Origin of the sequence: Massilia pinisoli, assembly GCF_024753285.1 — a bacterium.
Classification (GTDB): domain Bacteria; phylum Pseudomonadota; class Gammaproteobacteria; order Burkholderiales; family Burkholderiaceae_D; genus Telluria; species Telluria pinisoli.
This window is the reverse complement of record NZ_JANUGW010000006.1, coordinates 163,780-181,620: the sequence shown is the minus strand read 5'-3', so window position 1 is coordinate 181,620 and position 17,841 is coordinate 163,780. Positions and strand designations below refer to the sequence as shown.

Annotated in this window: 13 protein-coding genes; 4 read left to right on the top strand and 9 right to left on the bottom strand. The window is 67.7% G+C overall.

Translation table 11 applies throughout. From position 1 onward, the window contains the following. Nucleotides 1-4: 4 nt before the first annotated feature. Genes NX784_RS10770 through NX784_RS10750 form a run of 5 tightly spaced genes read right to left on the bottom strand, consistent with a single transcriptional unit; the run spans nt 5 to nt 6,038 of the window. The gene (locus tag NX784_RS10770; protein WP_258816645.1) at nt 5-808 is read right to left on the bottom strand and encodes an ABC transporter permease; all 804 of its coding nucleotides are present in this window, start codon (nt 806-808) and stop codon (nt 5-7) included. Beyond that, nucleotides 783-1,553: an ABC transporter permease gene (locus tag NX784_RS10765; protein ID WP_258816644.1), complete on the bottom strand. Its 771-nt coding sequence runs from the start codon at nt 1,551-1,553 to the stop codon at nt 783-785. Before NX784_RS10765 ends, NX784_RS10770 begins: the two co-directional genes overlap by 26 nt. A 7-nt stretch (nt 1,554-1,560) precedes the next feature. Next, entirely contained in the window at nt 1,561-2,676 is a 1,116-nt protein-coding gene (locus NX784_RS10760; protein ID WP_258816643.1) for a glycosyltransferase family 4 protein, read from the bottom strand. Between the two features lie 9 nt (nt 2,677-2,685). Beyond that, complete coding sequence (locus tag NX784_RS10755; protein ID WP_258816642.1) at nt 2,686-4,896, bottom strand: glycosyltransferase; 2,211 nt, start codon at nt 4,894-4,896, stop codon at nt 2,686-2,688. Between the two features lie 14 nt (nt 4,897-4,910). Next, the gene (locus NX784_RS10750) at nt 4,911-6,038 is read right to left on the bottom strand and encodes a class I SAM-dependent methyltransferase (RefSeq protein WP_258816641.1); all 1,128 of its coding nucleotides are present in this window, start codon (nt 6,036-6,038) and stop codon (nt 4,911-4,913) included. A gap of 481 nt (nt 6,039-6,519) precedes the next feature. On the opposite strand from NX784_RS10750, the gene NX784_RS10745 reads away from it, so the two are divergent. After that, a complete protein-coding gene (locus tag NX784_RS10745) occupies nt 6,520-8,217 on the top strand; it encodes a histidine kinase famiy protein (RefSeq protein ID WP_258816640.1) in 1,698 nt (565 codons plus the stop codon). A 150-nt stretch (nt 8,218-8,367) separates the two neighbouring features. On the opposite strand, the gene NX784_RS10740 is transcribed toward NX784_RS10745, so the two are convergent. The 3 genes from NX784_RS10740 to NX784_RS10730 all read right to left on the bottom strand — a co-directional run bounded on the left by NX784_RS10740 (nt 8,368) and on the right by NX784_RS10730 (nt 11,242). Next, the gene (locus tag NX784_RS10740; protein WP_258816639.1) at nt 8,368-9,825 is read right to left on the bottom strand and encodes a DEAD/DEAH box helicase; all 1,458 of its coding nucleotides are present in this window, start codon (nt 9,823-9,825) and stop codon (nt 8,368-8,370) included. A gap of 315 nt (nt 9,826-10,140) precedes the next feature. Beyond that, the gene (locus tag NX784_RS10735) at nt 10,141-10,758 is read right to left on the bottom strand and encodes an LON peptidase substrate-binding domain-containing protein (protein ID WP_258816638.1); all 618 of its coding nucleotides are present in this window, start codon (nt 10,756-10,758) and stop codon (nt 10,141-10,143) included. 52 nt (nt 10,759-10,810) lie between these two features. Then, nucleotides 10,811-11,242 carry a cupredoxin domain-containing protein gene (locus NX784_RS10730; RefSeq protein ID WP_258816637.1) on the bottom strand — a complete coding sequence of 144 codons (432 nt, stop codon included), beginning with the start codon at nt 11,240-11,242 and terminating at the stop codon, nt 10,811-10,813. A gap of 239 nt (nt 11,243-11,481) precedes the next feature. On the opposite strand from NX784_RS10730, the gene NX784_RS10725 reads away from it, so the two are divergent. Together NX784_RS10725 and NX784_RS10720 are read left to right on the top strand one after the other, a co-directional pair. Next, the gene (locus NX784_RS10725; RefSeq protein WP_258816636.1) at nt 11,482-13,749 is read left to right on the top strand and encodes a CHASE domain-containing protein; all 2,268 of its coding nucleotides are present in this window, start codon (nt 11,482-11,484) and stop codon (nt 13,747-13,749) included. Between the two features lie 24 nt (nt 13,750-13,773). Next, complete coding sequence (locus NX784_RS10720; RefSeq protein WP_258816635.1) at nt 13,774-15,072, top strand: cytochrome P450; 1,299 nt, start codon at nt 13,774-13,776, stop codon at nt 15,070-15,072. 5 nt (nt 15,073-15,077) lie between these two features. On the opposite strand, the gene NX784_RS10715 is transcribed toward NX784_RS10720, so the two are convergent. Further along, entirely contained in the window at nt 15,078-15,533 is a 456-nt protein-coding gene (locus NX784_RS10715; RefSeq protein WP_258816634.1) for a glycine zipper 2TM domain-containing protein, read from the bottom strand. Between the two features lie 267 nt (nt 15,534-15,800). Here NX784_RS10715 and NX784_RS10710 point away from each other — a divergent pair, with 267 nt between their 5' ends. Beyond that, the gene (locus tag NX784_RS10710; protein WP_258816633.1) at nt 15,801-17,840 is read left to right on the top strand and encodes a TonB-dependent receptor plug domain-containing protein; all 2,040 of its coding nucleotides are present in this window, start codon (nt 15,801-15,803) and stop codon (nt 17,838-17,840) included. Nucleotide 17,841: the final 1 nt, after the last annotated feature.

Below are 17,841 nucleotides of genomic sequence, written 5' to 3'. Positions count from 1 at the left end.
TTGATCACAGTACGTCGGCAAAACCCGACTTCAGCTTGCGGAACACCAGCAGCCCGGCGCCCAGCACGAGCGCCGACAACACGGCCAATCCGGCCAGCGCGCCGAGCGCGACGGGCGCGGTCCCGAACACGCTCTGGCGCGACATCTCGACGATGTACGAGAACGGATTGAACTCCATGATGAGGCTGCGCACCCACAGCGCACCCTGGGCCTCGACCAGGGTGGCCGGGTACAGGATGGGCGTGAGCCAGAACAGGATGTTGACGCCGACGGGCACGATCTGGGCAAGGTCGGGCACGTACATCGCCACGGCCGACACGGCGAACGCGAGTCCGACGGTGAGCACCACGGCGATCGCCCACACGGCCACGAACAGGTAGGCCGACGACGCCGGACCGATGCCGTTCGCGACCATCAACACGGCGGCGATGACGAACAGGATCAGCTGGTTGAGGAATGCGGATGCGAGCGGCACGAGGGGCAGCACCCAGAACGGGAAGGCGATCTTGTTGATCAGGTAGCCGTATTCGCGCAGGATGTACGTGCTGCGTCCGATGACTTCGGCAAAGAACGACCACAGCGCAAACGGCACGAAATAAAACAGCGCGAACGGCAGGTTGCCGTAACGCTCGCCCATGCGGCCTTTCATCAGGATCGAAAACACGACGACGTTGATCAGCGCGTACAGCAGCGGCACGAGCACGTTCCACGCAATGCCCGCATAGTTCGTCGCGTAGCGGTTCTTCAGGTCGCGCCTGGCCAGCATCCAGGCCAGCGAGAGACTATGTTGGATTCCGGTGATTTGCATTATTCGTGTCGACGGCAATGGATGCGTTGTGCTCAAGGTTCATGGAAGACCGGCCGGTCTCGGGGATACCGCGTTCGTGGTCCATTTCCAGGCGTTGCAACCGGGCGTCGACCTGCTCGGCCAGCGCCAGGTTCTCGTTGCGCAGTTCTGCAGCCTCGCGCTTCAGCTTGCGCAATGCGATGGGCACCGAGCGCGCCAGGTTGTCGAGGACGTCCACCGGCGCGGCGGGCGCCACGTCGTGCCACGCTCTCAGCGCGGCCGCCACCGCGAGCGCCAGGCCGACCGTGAGCGCGACGGCGATGCCCCATGCCGCGACAAAGACCCCGGCCGACGCGGGCGGCGCCATGCCGGTTGCGATCGCGAGCACCGCGACGACGGCGAACAGCACCAGCTGGTTCAGCGCGGCCGCCGGCAGCGGCACGAGCGGTGCCACCCACAGCGGGAACGGGGTGCGCTTGGCGGGGTAGCCGTGTTCGCGCAGCAGGATGGCGCCTCGCAGGACCACGTCGGCGACGAACGACCACAACGCGAACGGCACGACGACGAATTGCGCGACCGCCACGCCGGCGGATCCTCCACCGCGCAGCACGAGCGCGAACACGGCCGCGGCGACCAGTATGCATACCAGCGGCGGCAACGCAGTGCGGACGACGCGGGCGGCCCCGTTCGCATACTGGCGCGTCAGGTCGAGCCTGACCAGCTTCCAGCCCAGCGCGAGACGGTGTTTGACTTCCTTGATTCGCATATCTCCTCTAGCAGCGGTAACCGCTCTGTCGATGGATGAGGTCCAGGAACCGTTTGCGCACGACGGGAATCGAGAAATTGCGCAAGTGACGCTCCGCGGCAGCCGTCGCCGCGCGATAACCGCCGTCCGCGCGCCAGGCGTCGCTGGACACCGTCGCCGCCGCGTCGACCATCGCATCGCCGAGTGCGGCCGTGTCGCCGGTCGGCACGAGCCTCGCGAGGCCACCGGACACGGCGGGCGTATTGCTGTTGTCGTAGACGACGACCTGGCAACCGGACGCGAGCGCTTCGAGGATGGGGACGCAGAATCCCTCGTGACGAGTCGGCAGCACGAACAGGTCGGCGTCGGACAGCAGTTGTTGCTTCACGTCTTCCGTCGCGTTGCCGACCAGGCGCAGCGCCAGTCGCGAGGAAAACGCCCGGCCCAGTTCGCGCACGCGCGCCTCGACGGCGTCGACCAGCTCGCCGTCGCTGAACTGGAGGTTCGCGACGATATCCGATTCGACGGGCAGCCGCGGGTGCCGTCTCAACAAGGCTTCCAGTGCCTGCAGGAAGTCGAGCGGCCCCTTCGACTGCACGAGCCGGCCGATGAACAGTATCCGCAGCACGCCGTCGGCAAAGCTGGGCTTCGCTTCCGGTGCACGCAAATTCGTGTGGATCGCCAGCGGCAGCACAGTCGCCGGCGTCGTGACGCCGGCATCGCGCAACACGGCCAGGTTCGTGTCGCTGACGCAGATGACGTGGTCGGCAAACGCCATGTTGGACATCTGCGCGAACGATTTGTCGATCAGCGCATGCGACGACGCAGGCAGGAATGCCTTGGGCGTGACGTTGTGGAATTCCACGATCCGTCTGGCGCGCACCGGCACGACCGGCAGCAGGTTGAACAACGGGTAGAACACACCGAAATGGAACACGGCCAGATCGCAATCCTGGAAGAACGGATCGAACGCGACGTCAACCTCGCCGTTCACGCGGGTGTACGGCACGTCGTCGAAGTCGCACGAGTAGGCAAACAGCCGTACGTCATGCCCGTCCGCGCGCAGCCAGCCCATCTCGTCGCGGATGGCGTTCGAGATCGCATCGTAGCGATGGCAGATGCTGTTCACGTAGGCGATCTTCATGTCGACGCTCTAGTGTGCGTGCAGGCGGTTGAACGCGGCAATCACACCTTCGGCCATCGAGCGCGGCTGGAACTTGCTCAGGTAACGCGCCCTGCCCGCCTGGCCCAGCCGGGTACGCAGGTCGGCATCCTCGACGAGCCGCACGATCGCAGCGCGCAGCGAGGCGGCATCGCCGGGCTGCGCCAGCAAGCCCGTCTCGCCGGCGGCGATGACTTCTTCCATGCCGCCGATGGCACACCCGATGACGGGCTTGCCGAACATCATGCCCTCGAGATGCACAAGTCCGAACGACTCGAAGCGCGACGGCGCCACGATGAGGTCGGCAGCCTGGTAAAAACCACGCAACTGTTCGTCCGACACGCTGCCATGGAACACCACGCGGCCGCCGCGCGCCAGCGCGCCATGCCGTTTTTCGAAATCGGCGCGCATCGTGCTGCCGCCGGCCAGCTGGATCCGGTCGTTGCCGACGATATCGATATGAAGCTGCGGATAGGCCGCCAGCAGGTCGTCGACGAGCGACAGGAACACGTCGGCGCCCTTGCGGAACTCCATGCGTCCGACGAAGCACAGGCGGACGCCGCCTTCGGGCAGCGCTGGCGGCATCTCCGCGCGCAGCGACGACCAGTCGGCGAGCCCCAGCGGGATCATGTCGACGCGCGCTTGGTCGAACCGGAAATCGTACTGGCGTTCGATCTCGCCGACGATGGCGTGGCTGATGGCGTGGATGCGGTCGCTCTCGACCATCATGCGTTTCTCGAGCGCGAGCACTGGCCTGGCGAACGTCCGCATGAACTCGCTGTCGCGCCGCTTCTCTTCGTTCGCATCGAGATAGGATGCCATCGTCGTCTGCAGGCTCGTGACGAGCGGGAATGCCTTGGCGACGAGGAACGCGATGCCCTCGACGTCCCACACGGGCGCATAGACGGCATCGATGTGCCGGCGGGATGCGATCTCCTGCGCTTCCTCGAACATCGTGCGCGAGAAATTCCACAGATGCCGCGGCACCTCCACGCCGGCGGGCAACGGACGCTCGCGCTGGCAGATGCGGTGCACCCACACGCCCTCTTCGAAATCGACCCGGTCATGGTCGGTGCCGATCGTCAGCACGTGCACCTGGTGCCCCAGGCGCGCGACCTCGGTCGCCAGCTGGTGGATATAGCGCCCGACACCGCCCACGCTTTCGGGCGGATAGCTCTTGCTGACGAAGACGTAGCAGCGCTGGTCGGACGCTTCGAGCCACGGCGCGAAACGGGTGACGCCGGATACGCCCAGCATGGGTGCGCGCCCCGGGGTGCGGCGCACGCCTTCGAGACCGCGTTGCAGGCCGCGCTTGGACGCCCGGTCGACCTCGTCCTCGAAGCGCTCGCTGTAGTCGGCCGACAGCTTGTTCTCGCCGATCGCCCACCGTACGTTCGCGCGGAACTCGTCGATCATGCCGTGCACGACGGCGACGATCTCGTCGACGCTCGCGTGGTCTTTCGCGTTCAACAGCGAAAAATACGTCTTGTTCTTGATGACCGAATACCAGCTCGTGAGCACCTTTGCTTCGTTGCGGATATGGCTGGGCATGTACTTGTGATGCACGAACCCCTTGTCCAGCTGCGCGACCTTGAAGCCGGCATCGACGAAGCGGACGATCAGGTCGCTCTCGTCGAGGAAGTACTCGTACTCCTCGTCGAAGCCGCCCACTTCCGCGACCGCCGAGCGACGGAACACGCTGTTCGCCATCACGTGCGGATAATGGAAGCTGCCGGGGAAATTCAGGTGCGGCGCCGCTGTCTTCCAGGTGGTATCGGCACCACCGAAGCGGTCCACCGTGCCGAACGTCCACTGGTAACTCTTGCCCGTATGGTCGTGCAGGAACCCGCCCGCCACGGCGACGTCGGGGTCGTCGAACGCCGGCATGACGTCGTCGAGCCATTCCGGTTCGGGGACGGAATCGTCGTCGAGGAAGGCAAGGAATTCGCCGCCGGAGATGGCGATCGAAATATTGCGCGACTGTGAGAGATTGCGCTCCGGGCACACCGCGTAACGGATGCTGTCGCCATACGATTCGCACAGCTCGTGGGTGCCGTCGCGCGTGGGGCCCGCCACGACGACCACTTCGAAATTCGGATAACGCAGATAGCGCAGGCTCTCGAGGCAGGTCGCCAGGCTTTTGGCGCGCCCGTCGGTATTGATGATGACGGACACCGACGGGAAGTTAGTCTTGGAGCTCATGAGCATCGATCCGGTTATACATACGCAACGATCTCGAATTCCTTGCAGCCGCCGTTCTCGCGGTTTTCCGCCACCACCTCGACGGACTTGAAACCCGCCTCGGTCAGCAGCTTCGCCATCGAGTCGGTCGAAAACATGTTGAAGTGGAAGTCGCCGTCATAGTCCTGGCCGCCGAACGTCACCTGGCGGAAATTCTCGAAGTCGTATTCCTGCGCCACGAACGCGCGCGCCATCGCGGCGCCATCCGGCACGATCGCGCGGAACTTGCCTTCCGGTCCGAGCAGCGAGATCCAGTACGGCAGCAGTTCGCGACGCAATTGCTCGAGCGGGAAATGTTCCAGCAGATGCGCGGAACAGATCTCCGCGACCTCGCCCTCGTTGAACGGCAGCTTGTCGACGTCGGCGACGACGTCGACGCCCGGCAGCGCACGCCGGTCGACGTTGATGTAGCCATCGAGCGCGACATGACCGCACCCGAGGTTCAGGCGCAAGCCGGTGCGGCGCGCGGCCTCGACCTTGTCGGTGGCGATGATCTGCGGTTCGACCGCGTCCTTGTCGCCGGTGGCGGCACGGGCGCCGTAACGCATCTCGAACATCACTTCGCGCCGCACGAATTCCACCCTGCCGAGCAGGTAGCTGACGGATTCCGCCAGGCCGTTCACGCCGTTCTCCGCACTGCCCGCCCGCGCCGCGGCGTCGCGCGCTTCGTTGCCGATCTGCCCGAGCAGTTGATCGACGGCGTCGGCCCGTTTCGCCAGCGCGTCGACCTGCTCCGCGAGCGCCTGCTCCTGGCTGCGCAATTCAACCGTCTCGCGCGTCAGTTTGCGCAATGCCACCGGGACCGAGCGCACGAGGTTTTCGTGTCCGCCGATGTGCGCGATCTGGCGATGATTGATATCGGAAATTGCCTGCAGGAGCCCGGGCAATTGCTCGGCCTCGAACCTGCCTGCGCTTGCCGGCGCCTGCGCATCGCCGGACTGCGGCACGAGCAGGCTCAGGCCCATCTGGCGCTGACGCTGTGCTTCATCGTAGGCCGCGCGAAATTCCGGCAGGCGGATGACGGCCACGCCAATGCGGACCAGGCGTCCAATGCCCGGCCAGTCGGCCATCGTCCGTACGGTTTTACGAAGGAATGCTTTCATAATCGATCTGATCTAAAAGGACGTTACGTCGGTATGCCGCGTCACGTGACACAGCATGAACGCGAGAGATGCAGCCGTTCCTGATCTGCTTCGTGGTGTGATCGCGCACAGACTGGCGCGAGGCGATGCCGGCATCGCGTCACGTGGTTCGACAGCCTTGCATGTCGGGTACACGGCAGATCGTCACCGCACCAAGGTCACCCTGCCTTGCATGCCTCGCGGTGGAGGTCGCATTGAATCGTACTGCTGGGTTGCGATAGCATCACCGTTTCCGAGAACCTGCGGCCTTAGATTTTAATGGCAGAGCGCGGCGGAAACGTCTTTCAATTGTAACAAATAAACATCATTATCGAGACAATCGTGCGGGGCTGCCGCCGGCGGTTTGCCACCGCGCCGTCCTTCGTGCGCCGCCTAACGGTATGCCTGCCCGCGTTCCGCTAGCATCGACCCGTGGGCAGACATGGGCTGATCGAGGAGCACGATGACGACGGGGCGCGACAAGGACGAAGGCCGGCACCGGCAACTGGATGAACAAGGCGGCGGCCAGAGCTACGGCGTGCCCGCCGCCGGCGAGGTCGAGGGCAATGCGTACGAGCCAATGGGCACCCCCGGTGTCAACCACTGGCAGGCCAGCTACATCCGGCACGACGGCTTGAACGACCGCGGCAACATCTTCTTCGCCGCCGTCGAAATGACGCGCATGCCGATGACCGTCACCGACCCGCGCCGGCCGGACAACCCCATCGTGTTCTGCAACGGCGCCTTCCTCGACCTCACGCAGTACAAGGAACACGACGTCATCGGCCGCAACTGCCGCTTCCTGCAGGGCCCGGAAACGAACCGCCGCACGATCGACGAGGTGCGCAAGGCCGTCGCCGAGGCGCGCGCCGTGGCCGTCGACGTCCTGAATTACAAGGCCGACGGCACGCCGTTCTGGAACGCGCTGTTCATCGGTCCCATCTTCGACCAGGACGGCACGCTGCTGTATTTCTTCGCGTCGCAGATGGACATCACGGAGCGCCGCCTGAGCCAGGAATCGCACCTGCAGGCGCAGAAGATGGAAGCGATCGGCCAACTGACGGCCGGCATGGCGCACGACTTCAACAACCTGCTGCAGGTCATCAACGGCAACCTCGAAGTCGCCTTGATCAGCCTGGAGCGGCCGGACCTGGCGCGCGCCGCGCTGGAACGGGCGCAGCGCGCCGCCATGCGCGCCGGGAAGCTCACCCAGCAGTTGCTCACGTTCGCGCGCAAGCAGCGCCTGGAACCGCGGCCCGTCGACATCAACAACCTCGTCGTGGAATTCTCCGAGATGCTCGTGCGTACGCTGGGCGAGCGGGTCGACCTGCGCCTCGACCTGCGTCCCGGCCTGCCCGTCTGCCATCTCGACCCGACGCACCTGGAGATGGCGCTGCTGAACGTGCTGATCAACGCGCGCGACGCGCTGCCGGACGGCGGCGAGGTGACGGTCGAAACGTCGATCGTGCGCGGCGAAGACCGCCTCAAGGTGCACGGCCTGGCGCCCGGCACCTACGTCGCGCTGTGCGTGATCGACAAGGGCGTCGGCATGACGCCCGAGGTACTGCGCCGCGCGACCGAACCGTTCTTCACGACGAAAGGCCCCGGCACGGGCCTCGGCCTCGCGATGGTGCACGGCTTCGTGCAGCAGTCGCAGGGGCGGCTGGAAATCGACAGCACGCCGGGCGCGGGCACGATCGTGCGCATGATCTTCCCGGCAGCCTGCAGCGACGCCGACGGCAACGGTCCGGACCAGGGCGCGGCCGCGCCGGATGGCGACGACCTGGCCGGCAGCCGGCCCAGCGTGCTCGTCGTCGAGGACAACGACGACGTGCGCGAACTGGCGGAAAGCGTGCTGGGCATGGCCGGCTACGCGATGCTGGCCGCTCCCAGCGGCGAACAGGCGCTCGCGCTGCTGCGCCAGGGCGCGCGCGTGGACCTGTTGTTCACGGACGTGATCATGCCGGGCGGGATGAACGGGCTGCAGCTCGTCGACGAGGTGCACCGGCTGCGGCCGCGGCTGCCCGTGCTCGTCACGACGGGCTATATGGACGAACTGCCGGGACCGGGCCAGGCCCAGGGGCAGCGGCTGAACGTGCTGGCGAAGCCGTACAAGCACGGCGACCTGCTGGCGCGGGTGGAAGCGGCGCTGAAAGCGTAGGGTGGACGGCTACGCACGCTGCGGATGAACGGCCGCACGATGTGCGCCGTCCACGCGTTCACGCGGCATGTGCAGGCCGCGCATCGACTCGGAAATGATTTGGACGCGTGGAGTCCTTGAGTCCGGGGGACTCGAGGACGACCCGTCCACCTACTGCTTCGGCAATCCGCCCAGCAGCGCAGCCAGCTTGGGCTTCGGCTTGCCCGACCCGGCCGGTGCCGGCGCCGCGTCCTTGCGCGGAGCGACGGACGGCTCGTACGGCTTGAGGAACCACGGATCGACCTTCTCGCGGCGCGGCGCGCCCATGCTGCGCGGGCCCGGGCGCTCCGTGCGCTCGGGACGCTCGCCACGCGGGTGGTCCGTCTCGCGACGGCCGCCGCGGCGCTCGCCGGGCCGCTCCGCGCCGCGATCGTGGCCGCGCGACGGCGTGAAGCCGGTCAGCTCGCCGCGGGTGATTGTCTGCTTGATCAGCTTCTCGATGTCGGCCAGCAGGCGCTCGTCCTTGTCCGAAAACACGGACAGCGCATCGCCCGTCGCACCGGCGCGGCCCGTGCGGCCGATGCGGTGCACGTAATCCTCGGCGTTGTACGGCAGGTCGTAGTTGATCACGCACGGCAGGTCGGTGATGTCGAGGCCGCGCGCCGCGACGTCCGTCGCGACGAGCACGTCGATGTCGCCCTTCTTGAAGGCGTCGAGCGCCGCGATGCGCTCCTGCTGCGTCTTGTCGCCGTGGATGGCGGACGCCTTGATGCCGGCCTGCTCGAGGTAGCGCGCCAGGCGCGAGGCGCCGATCTTCGTGTTCGAGAACACGAGCACCTGCTTCAGGTCGCGCGCGCGGATCAGGTGCTCGACGACGTTGCGCTTCTGCTCTTCGTCGACCTTGTACAGCACCTGGGTGATCGAGGTGTTCGTGGCGTTGCTGCGTGCGACCTCGATCGTCAGCGGATCGTTCAGGAAGCTCCCCGCCAGCTTCTTGATCTCGGGCGAGAACGTGGCCGAGAACATCAGGTTCTGGCGCTTCTTCGGCAGCAGGTTGATGATGCGCTGCAGGTCGGGCAGGAAGCCCATGTCGAGCATGCGGTCGGCCTCGTCCATCACGAGCATCTGCACCTGGGCCAGGCTGATGTTCTTCTGCTCCACGTGGTCGAGCAGGCGGCCCGGCGTGGCGATGACGATCTCGACGCCGCGGCGCAGGATCTCGGTCTGCGGCTTCATGTCCATGCCGCCGAAGACGACGGTGGAGCGCAGCGGCGTGTGCTGGGCGTAGGCCTTGACGTTTTCCGCGACCTGGATCGCCAGCTCGCGCGTCGGCGTCAGCACGAGGGCGCGCACGGCATGGCGCGCCGGCGACATGCTCGTGTTGGCATGCGGGAGCAGCAGCTGGATGATCGGCAGCGAGAAGCTCGCCGTCTTGCCGGTGCCGGTCTGGGCCGCGCCCATGACGTCGCGGCCCTGCAGGACGATGGGGATCGCCTGGGCCTGGATCGGGGTCGGGTGGACATAGCCCTGGTCCGACAGCGCACGCTCAATCTCAGGCGCAAGGCCGAAATCGGCGAAGCGCACGGTCGGCGCGCCGCCAGCATCAATGGTGGTCGGTGTTTCAGACATGTTTTCTTTCGGGCAATGAATCGTTGCGTTCTACGGCCGGGCTGCTGCCCTGGCAGAGCCAACGCGGGAAAACCGGGATGACGGGACGCGCTTCGCGCGGCTTGGCCGGGAGCGGTGGTGGCTGCCTGGTCAGCGCCACACGGCGCCGCACGGACGTAGAGAGTCTAAATCGCGCTCAAGGTTACCTCAAATCGTACCCCCTGTATATGAAATCCGCGTTTTTGGGGGCAAATTACAATATTGTCATCTGCGCAGGCACCTGTGCCAATCCATGCACGCGTTACGTCGACGCATGGTGGGCGAAGGTTGCCCACTCTACGACGTGATGAGGCCGTGCTCGTCGAGCACGTCATGCAGCAGCTCCAGCCGGATCATGGGATTGTCGAGCATGAGCATGCTCTGTTTCTGGTCGTTGGGCAGCGGCAGCAGCTCGCACCAGCGGTTGGCCACCCAACCGCAATCGTCCAGGCGGAACGGCGGCTGCACGGGCCAGCGGCTCTGCGGCACGTCGTGCAGCGACGCGAGCACGCGGTCGAGCGCATCGGACGCGCCCTTCAGGTCGGACGGGATGCGCACGACGCGGTCGGCCTCCACCAGTTCGGCCTCGGCCATCCACAGGCCGTTCGTGCGACGCTCGCTGGCCACCACATTGAACCGGACACCGCCGCGGCAGACCACCTGCAAGAGGCCGGGCGTGGACGCCGTCGTGTCCTGCACGGACGCCAGCGTGCCCGCAAGCGCGAACCGCTCCTGCCCTTCCGGCGTGCGCACTTCCTGGCCATGGGTCAGCAGCACGACGCCGAACGGTTCGTCCTCGGTCAGGCAATGGCTGATCATGTCGAGGTAGCGCACCTCGAAGATCTGCAGCGGCAGCACGCCGTCCGGGAACAGCACCGTGCTGAGCGGGAACAGGGGTAACGTGATCGTGGCCATGCGCGCATGATGACAGATTCGCCGCGCGGGACGGAGCACGATTGCTCCCCTCTCAGTCGCCCGGCGCTTCGACTGGCAGGGTGCGGACGGCCTCGACGAACGCCCGCAGGCGCCAGCCCAGGCGCGCCCAGCCGGGGTCCGGGTGGTTCGCCACGCGCACCGTCACGGCCTGGCCGGGCGCCGCGTCGCACGCGTACACATAGTCGCCCGCCTGCTCGAACGGCAGGCGGAACACGTGGCCCGGCAGCACGAGCACCTGGCCGAACACGTGCGGCGCGGTGTCGCGGTTGTGCAGCAGCAGGACGTCGCGCACGCCCAGGGTCAGATGGACCTCGGCCGGCACCGGCGCGACGCTTCCTGCGCCGCGCGCGAACACAAGGGTCCGTTCGCGCGTCGGATAGCGCAGCGGCGCGAGCGCCGCCCACAGCAGGACGGCGACGAGCAGCAGGGCGGCGCCCCAGCGCACGCGGCGCAGCAGAGTCACGCGGACTCCCGGGACGCGGGCCGGCTGATGGGGACGGATCGGGATGGCATGGACATATCGTAAAACGCTCATTGTAGCCGGAGCGCGGCGGGTCGACTGGACGGCCTGTTGTGCGCCCATCCCGTCCATACGGGCGTATCCTGTGCGGGACGGCGCGCATTGTCATGCCGGCAACGGACCCATGGCCGTTGTTCCCTTGTCGAGTACAGCGTACCGCTTCCATGCAGCATCGAAACCCATTGCCCACATCGTCCAACAGTACGTCGCCGCGCAGTCCAGCCCACCTCCCCGTCCTCCTGGCCATGCTCGCGTTCCTGGCCGCGCTGATCGTGACCTACATGGTGGCCGGCAATGCGCAGCGGACGGCGGCGGATGAACTGGCCGGCAATTTCAATTTCCGCGCGCGCGACCTGGCCGGCAGCATCGACCGGCGCATGGACGTCTACGAAGAAGTGCTGCTCGCCACGAGCGGCTTCCTGCGCGGCTCGGTCGACGTCGGCCGCGCCGAATTCGCCGAGTACTACGCCCAGCTGCGCCTGAACGACCGCTTTCCCGGCATCGAGGCGCTGGGCATCACCACGCTCATCCCGTCCGGCCGCCTCGCCGCCCACGTCGCCGCGATGCGCGCCGCGGGCTTTCCCGACTACGCGGTCACCCCGCCCGGCCAGCGGCCCGTGCTCACGTCGGTCACCCGCATCGAACCTTTTTCGGGACGCAACCTGCGCGCGTTCGGCTACGACATGTTCAGCGAGCCGACCCGGCGCGCGGCGATGGAAGCAGCGCGCGACACGGGCCGCGCGGCATCCACGGGCAAGGTCGTGCTCGTGCAGGAAGGCGGCAAGGGCGAACAGGCCGGCTTCCTGATGTACGTCCCCGTGTACCGTGCGGGCCAGCCGCACGACACGGTCGCGGCCCGGCGCGCCGCCATCGTCGGCTGGGTCTACGCGCCGTTCCGCATGCTCGACCTGATGCGGGGCCTGGGCGGCGAGCACGCGGGCGACTTGCAGGTCGAGATCTACGACGGCCTCGCACCCACGCCCGAGGCCCTGCTCTACCGCTCGCCCGCCGCGCTCCCGGCCGGACGACATCCCCGGCTGCGCTACCAGACGACGGTCGACAACGCCGGCCGCGCGTGGACCGTCGTCGTGCATTCGACGCCCCGCCTGGAGGCGGCGCTCGACCGCCGCACCACGGTCGCGATCGCGCTGACGGGCGTCGGCCTCGGCGTGCTGCTGGCGCTCGTCGTGTGGCTGCTCGCGTCCGAGCGCCGCCGCGCGCTGCAGCTGGCGCAGGGGATGACGGTCGAGCTGCGCGCGTCGCGCGACCGCATCGACGCGGAGCGCGAGCGCGTGCGCCTGATCCTGCAGACCGCGTACGACGCCTTCATCGCGATCGCGCCGGACGGCCACATCACGGACTGGAACCTGCAGGCCTGCAAGCTGTTCGGCTGGCGCGAGGACGAAGCCGTCGGCCGCAACGCGCTCGACCTGCTGCTGCCGGAACCCGAGCGCGACGCATGGCGCGCCTGCCTCGACGAGTTCGCGCGCACGGGCGCGTGCGCGCGGCTGGCCGGCCCCACGGAAGCGGCGGCGCTGACGCGCGACGGCCACGCCATTCCGGTGGAGATCGCGATCACGGCGTTGACCACGACGCAGGGCTACGGCGTCACCGCATTCGTGCGCGACATCCGCCCGCGCAAGGAAGCGGCCGAGCGCGAACACCAGCGCCAGCAGCGCCTCGAAGAGGCGCGTGCCGCGCTGCTGCGCTCGCAGAAGCTGGAGGCCGTCGGCAAGCTGACGGGCGGCGTGGCACACGACTTCAACAACATCCTGCACATCATCAGCGCCAACGTGCAGCTGATGCTGCGCAGCGAGGACAACGGCCGCAAGCGCCTGTTGAACATCCTCGACGCCGTCGAACGCGGCAAGAAGCTGGCCGCCCAGCTGCTCGCGTTCGCGCGGCGCCAGCCGCTGCACCCGAGCGTCGTCAACCTGGCCCAGCTCATCGAGCGCATGGACACGCTGCTGCACCGCGCGGCCGGCGACAGCGTCGCGATCGACATGAAAATCCCGCCGGACCTGTGGAACGTCCTCGTCGACCCGAACCAGCTCGAGAACGTGCTGCTGAACCTCGTCATCAACGCGCGCGACGCGATGGACGGCGGCGGCAAGGTCACCATCCTGCTCGCCAACGTGACGGTCGATCCGGGCGACCAGCTGACCTACCCCGGCATCCGGCCCGGCGAATTCGTCACGCTCGCCGTCAGCGACACGGGCACCGGCATGCCGCCCGACGTGATGGAGCGCGCGTTCGAGCCGTTCTTCACCACGAAGCCCGAGGGCAAGGGCACTGGCCTGGGCCTGTCGATGGCGCATGGCTTCGTCAAGCAGAGCGGCGGCCACATCCGGCTGGCGAGCCAACCCGGCGAAGGCACGACCGTCACCATCTACCTGCCGCGCGCCCTGCAGGACACGCCCGATCCGGCCTTCGTGCCGGTGCCGCACTGATTACGACTTACCGCTGGAGACAGTTTGAGCAATACCGACCTCCCTCACCGCCACGCCGACGCCCTCGACGCCGCGCCGCAAGCGTCCGGCGCCGACAACACGTTCGCGTTCCTCGCCGAAGGCTATGACTTCATGCCGCGCCGCCATGCGGCCCTCGGCAGCGACACCTTCGCCACCCGGCTGATGCTGCGCCGCGCGCTGTGCGTGCGCGGCGAAGACGCGGCGCGCATGTTCTACCAGCCCGGCCGCTTCACGCGCCGCCACGCGCTGCCGGCGACGACGATGGCCCTGCTGCAGGACTTCGGCAGCGTGATGGCGCTGGACGGCGACGCGCACCGCAAGCGCAAGGCCATGCTGATGTCGTTGTTCGGGCCGCTGGAGCGGCAGCGCCTCGTGGGCCTGGCCGCGACGGAATGGCGCACGCAGTTCGCGCGCTGGCCGTCGGAAGCGCGGGTCGTCGTGCACGAGGCCGCGCAGGAAGTGCTGTGCCGGGCCGTCTGCCGCTGGGCCGGCATCCCCGTCAGCGCGGGCGAAGTGGCACAGCGCGCCCGCGAGTTCGGGCGCATGATCGACGGCGCCGGCTCGGCCGGTCCGCGCAACTGGCGCGGCCTGCTCGTGCGCACGCGCACGGAGCAGTGGGCGCGCGCCCTCGTCGACGCCGTCCGCGCGGGCCAGGTGCAGCCGGCATTCGACAGCCCGCTGAACGTGGTCGCGCGCCACCGCGACGCCGACGGCGAACTCATGAACCGCAAGCAGGCGGGCGTGGAACTCATCAACCTGCTGCGCCCGACGGTGGCCATCGCGCGCTATGTCGTGTTCGCGCTGCTGGCGCTGCACGAGCATCCGCACTGCCGCGCGCGCATCCTGGCCGGCGACGACGAGTACGCCAACTGGTTCGTGCAGGAAGTGCGCCGCTTCTATCCGTTCGTGCCGGCGATGGGCGGCCGCGCGCTGCACGGCTTCGACTGGCACGGGCTGCATGTCAAGAAGGGAACATGGGTGCTGTTCGACCTGTACGGCACGAACCGTCACCCGGCCTTGTGGGGTGACCCGGACGTGTTCCGCCCGGAGCGTTTCGAGCGCTGGCAGAGCAGCGGCTTCGACTACGTGCCGCACGGCGGCGGCGATCCGTATGCGGGCCACCGCTGCCCCGGCGAAGCCGTCACCGGCGAGCTGGTCCGGTCGGCCCTGCAGCTGTTTTCGGAAGAGATCGCCTACGACGTCCCGCCGCAGGACCTGACGGTCAGCCTGCGGCGGATTCCGGCGCTGCCGGCGAGCGGGTTCGTCATCGAGAACGTGCGCGCGCCGGATTCAACAGCTTAAGGGGCTCAGCGGACGAGACGGCCGTCCAGCACGCGCACGTGTTCGCCGTTGTGGAAGCGCGGTGCGCCCTTTTCCGTGAACGTGCGGTAGCCGCCCACGGCCATCTTGACGCGCACGTCGGTGTAGGTCTCGGCCTTCATGTTGCGCTCGATGCGGTTGCCGGCATAGGCGCCGCCCACCGCACCCGCCACTGTGGCGAGCGTGCGGCCGCGGCCGCTGCCGACCTGGTTGCCCAGCAGGCCGCCCACGACGGCGCCGCCCACGCCGCCCACGCCGCTGGCGCTCTGCGGTTCACGTTTGTACGTATGGGTCGACACGACGGTGCCGCAGTTGCGGCATTCCGCTTCGGCGCGCGCGTGGTGGTCGGGTGCGGCCTGGACTGCGAACGGCGCGGCGCTGGCGGCGGCAAATGCGGCGGCCAGGACGGCGCGCGAGATCAGGCGGGTGGAGGTGCGTTGCATGGTATTCCCCTTATCGTTGTAACAAACATATGCACAGATTAACTGCCGGGAATCAATCTGGAAATAGTGAAACAGTATCAATTGCAAGCGAGTGTAACTTCCCTCTTTTGGTGCATTATGGAATGATGCGCACCATAAACATTAGAATTCTGTCTTTTTGATGCAACTTTGGATGCCAGCGCGTCGAAGTTTCTTTATAGTACTTATAAGTGATTATTTGAAACAATCTGAAGGAGACGTGCCGTTACACGCGGCCCGCGTCATCCCATGTCCAAACGCCTTGCACCGCGCGCCACCGTACTCCCCATCCTCGCCTGCACGCTCCAGCTGACCTGCGCCCACGCGGCGCCGGGCCCGGCAGGCACGGATGCGTCCGCGTCCGACGACGGCGACATCCGCGCCCTCACCAGCATCCCGCTGGAAGACCTGATGCAGATGCGGGTCGTGACGGCCGCGTCGAAATTCGCCCAGCCGATCAGCGACGCGCCGTCGTCCGTGGTCGTGCTGACGGCCGCGGACATCCGCGACTTCGGCTGGCGCACGCTGGCCGACGCGCTGGCCACGCTGCCCGGCCTGTACGTGACGAACGACCGCAACTACGCCTACCTGGGCGCGCGCGGCTTCCTCCGGCCGGGCGACTACAACAGCCGCTTCCTGCTGCTCGTCGACGGCGTGCGCGTCAACGACGCCGTGTACGACCAGGCCCTCATCGGCACCGAAGGGCTGCTCGACATGGACATGGTCAAGCGCATCGAATTCGTGCCCGGTCCCGGCTCGGCCGTGTATGGGTCGAACGCGCTGTTCGGCGTGATCAACGTCGTCACCCGCGACGGCAGCGGCCTGTCCGGCGTGCGCGGCACCGTCGCCGCCGGTACGCAAGGCGAGCGCCGCGCGCGCACGAGCTACGGCTGGCACGGGCAGAATGGCGCCGACGTGCTGCTGTCCGCCAGCGCGTATCAGCGCGCGGGCCGCGACCTGTACTTTCCTGAATACGATTCACCCGACACCAACGGCGGCGTGGCACGTCACCTCGACTGGGACCGCGCACAGAACTTCCTCGTCAAGGGCAGCTTCGGCGGCGTGACCTTGTCGGCCAGCCACGTGGCGCGCACCAAGGGCGTGCCGACGGGCTCCTTCGACGCCGTGTTCGGCATGCCGAACCAGACGCGCGATACGCAGACGAGCATCGGTCTCACGTGGGACGCCCAGGTCGCGCCCGCGCTGGCGCTCGCGGCCCAGCTGCACTCGGGCCAGGCCGACTACGTAGGCCCCGGCTGGTATCCCGACGCCACCGGCGCGGCCCGCCTGAACATCGACGGCGCCCATGCGCGCTGGTTCGACGCGGGCGTGCACGCGACGCTGACCGGCCTCCCGCATCAGAAGATCGTGATCGGCGCCGAGCTGGGACGCGACGTGCACCGCGACCAGACCAACTACAACGAACTGCCGTACGAGCCGCTGCTGGACGACCGCCGCAGCGCGACGCGCCGCGCCGTCTTCGTGGAAGACGAGATCCGCCTGCCGGCCGGCTTCCTGGTCAACGCGGGCGTGCGTTACGACGACCGCAACGATCCGGACGTGCATCGCTTCAGCCCGCGCGTGGCCGTCGTGTACAAGGCGACGCAGGCCGACACCGTCAAGCTGATCGAGGGCAGCGCCTTCCGCGCGGCCAGCGCCTACGAGATGTATTACGCGCTGCCGGCCATGAACGCCATGCTCCCCAATCCGAATCTGCGGCCGGAACGGATCGCGACGCGCGAGCTGGTGCTCGAACACGCGCTCGCGGGCGGCGGCCATGCCACGCTGTCGTTGTTCCGCTACGTCATGGACGACCTGATCAGCCAGCAGGTCGATCCGGCCACGGGCATGCTCATCTTCAACAACATCGACCACGCCGACGCCCGCGGCCTCGAGGCCGCGCTCGACCGCGACTTCGGCCTCGTGCGCCTGCGCGCCAGCTATTCCTGGCAGCTTGCGCGCGGCACGGACGGCGCCTCCATGACCGATTCGCCGCGCCACCTGGCCAAGGCCAACCTCACGGTGCCGCTGGGCTGGCGCGGCGGCCGCGTGGGCGCCGAACTGCTGTGCAGCGGCAAGCGCCTCGCCGACACGGGCGTCGCGGGCGGCTACTGCGTGGCCAACGTCACCATCTCCGCGCTGGAGCTGCTGCCGCGCACCGAGCTGTCGCTGAGCGCGTACAACGCGACGGACAAGCGCTACGCCGACATCGCCGGCCCCGCCTTCATCCAGCCGACGCTCGCGCGCGAAGGCCGGACGCTGGCCGCCAAACTGGACTGGCGGTTCTGAC

Excerpts from the sequence above, each read along its gene's own strand:
- NX784_RS10715 (WP_258816634.1), bottom strand. The coding sequence starts at position 15,533 with ATGCAACGCACCTCCACCCGCCTGATCTCGCGCGCCGTCCTGGCCGCC.
- NX784_RS10740 (WP_258816639.1), bottom strand. The coding sequence starts at position 9,825 with ATGTCTGAAACACCGACCACCATTGATGCTGGCGGCGCGCCGACCGTG.
- NX784_RS10765 (WP_258816644.1), bottom strand. The coding sequence starts at position 1,553 with ATGCGAATCAAGGAAGTCAAACACCGTCTCGCGCTGGGCTGGAAGCTG.
- NX784_RS10745 (WP_258816640.1), top strand. The coding sequence starts at position 6,520 with ATGACGACGGGGCGCGACAAGGACGAAGGCCGGCACCGGCAACTGGAT.
- NX784_RS10770 (WP_258816645.1), bottom strand. The coding sequence starts at position 808 with ATGCAAATCACCGGAATCCAACATAGTCTCTCGCTGGCCTGGATGCTG.
- NX784_RS10755 (WP_258816642.1), bottom strand. The coding sequence starts at position 4,896 with ATGAGCTCCAAGACTAACTTCCCGTCGGTGTCCGTCATCATCAATACC.
- NX784_RS10760 (WP_258816643.1), bottom strand. The coding sequence starts at position 2,676 with ATGAAGATCGCCTACGTGAACAGCATCTGCCATCGCTACGATGCGATC.
- NX784_RS10710 (WP_258816633.1), top strand. The coding sequence starts at position 15,801 with ATGTCCAAACGCCTTGCACCGCGCGCCACCGTACTCCCCATCCTCGCC.
- NX784_RS10735 (WP_258816638.1), bottom strand. The coding sequence starts at position 10,758 with ATGGCCACGATCACGTTACCCCTGTTCCCGCTCAGCACGGTGCTGTTC.
- NX784_RS10750 (WP_258816641.1), bottom strand. The coding sequence starts at position 6,038 with ATGAAAGCATTCCTTCGTAAAACCGTACGGACGATGGCCGACTGGCCG.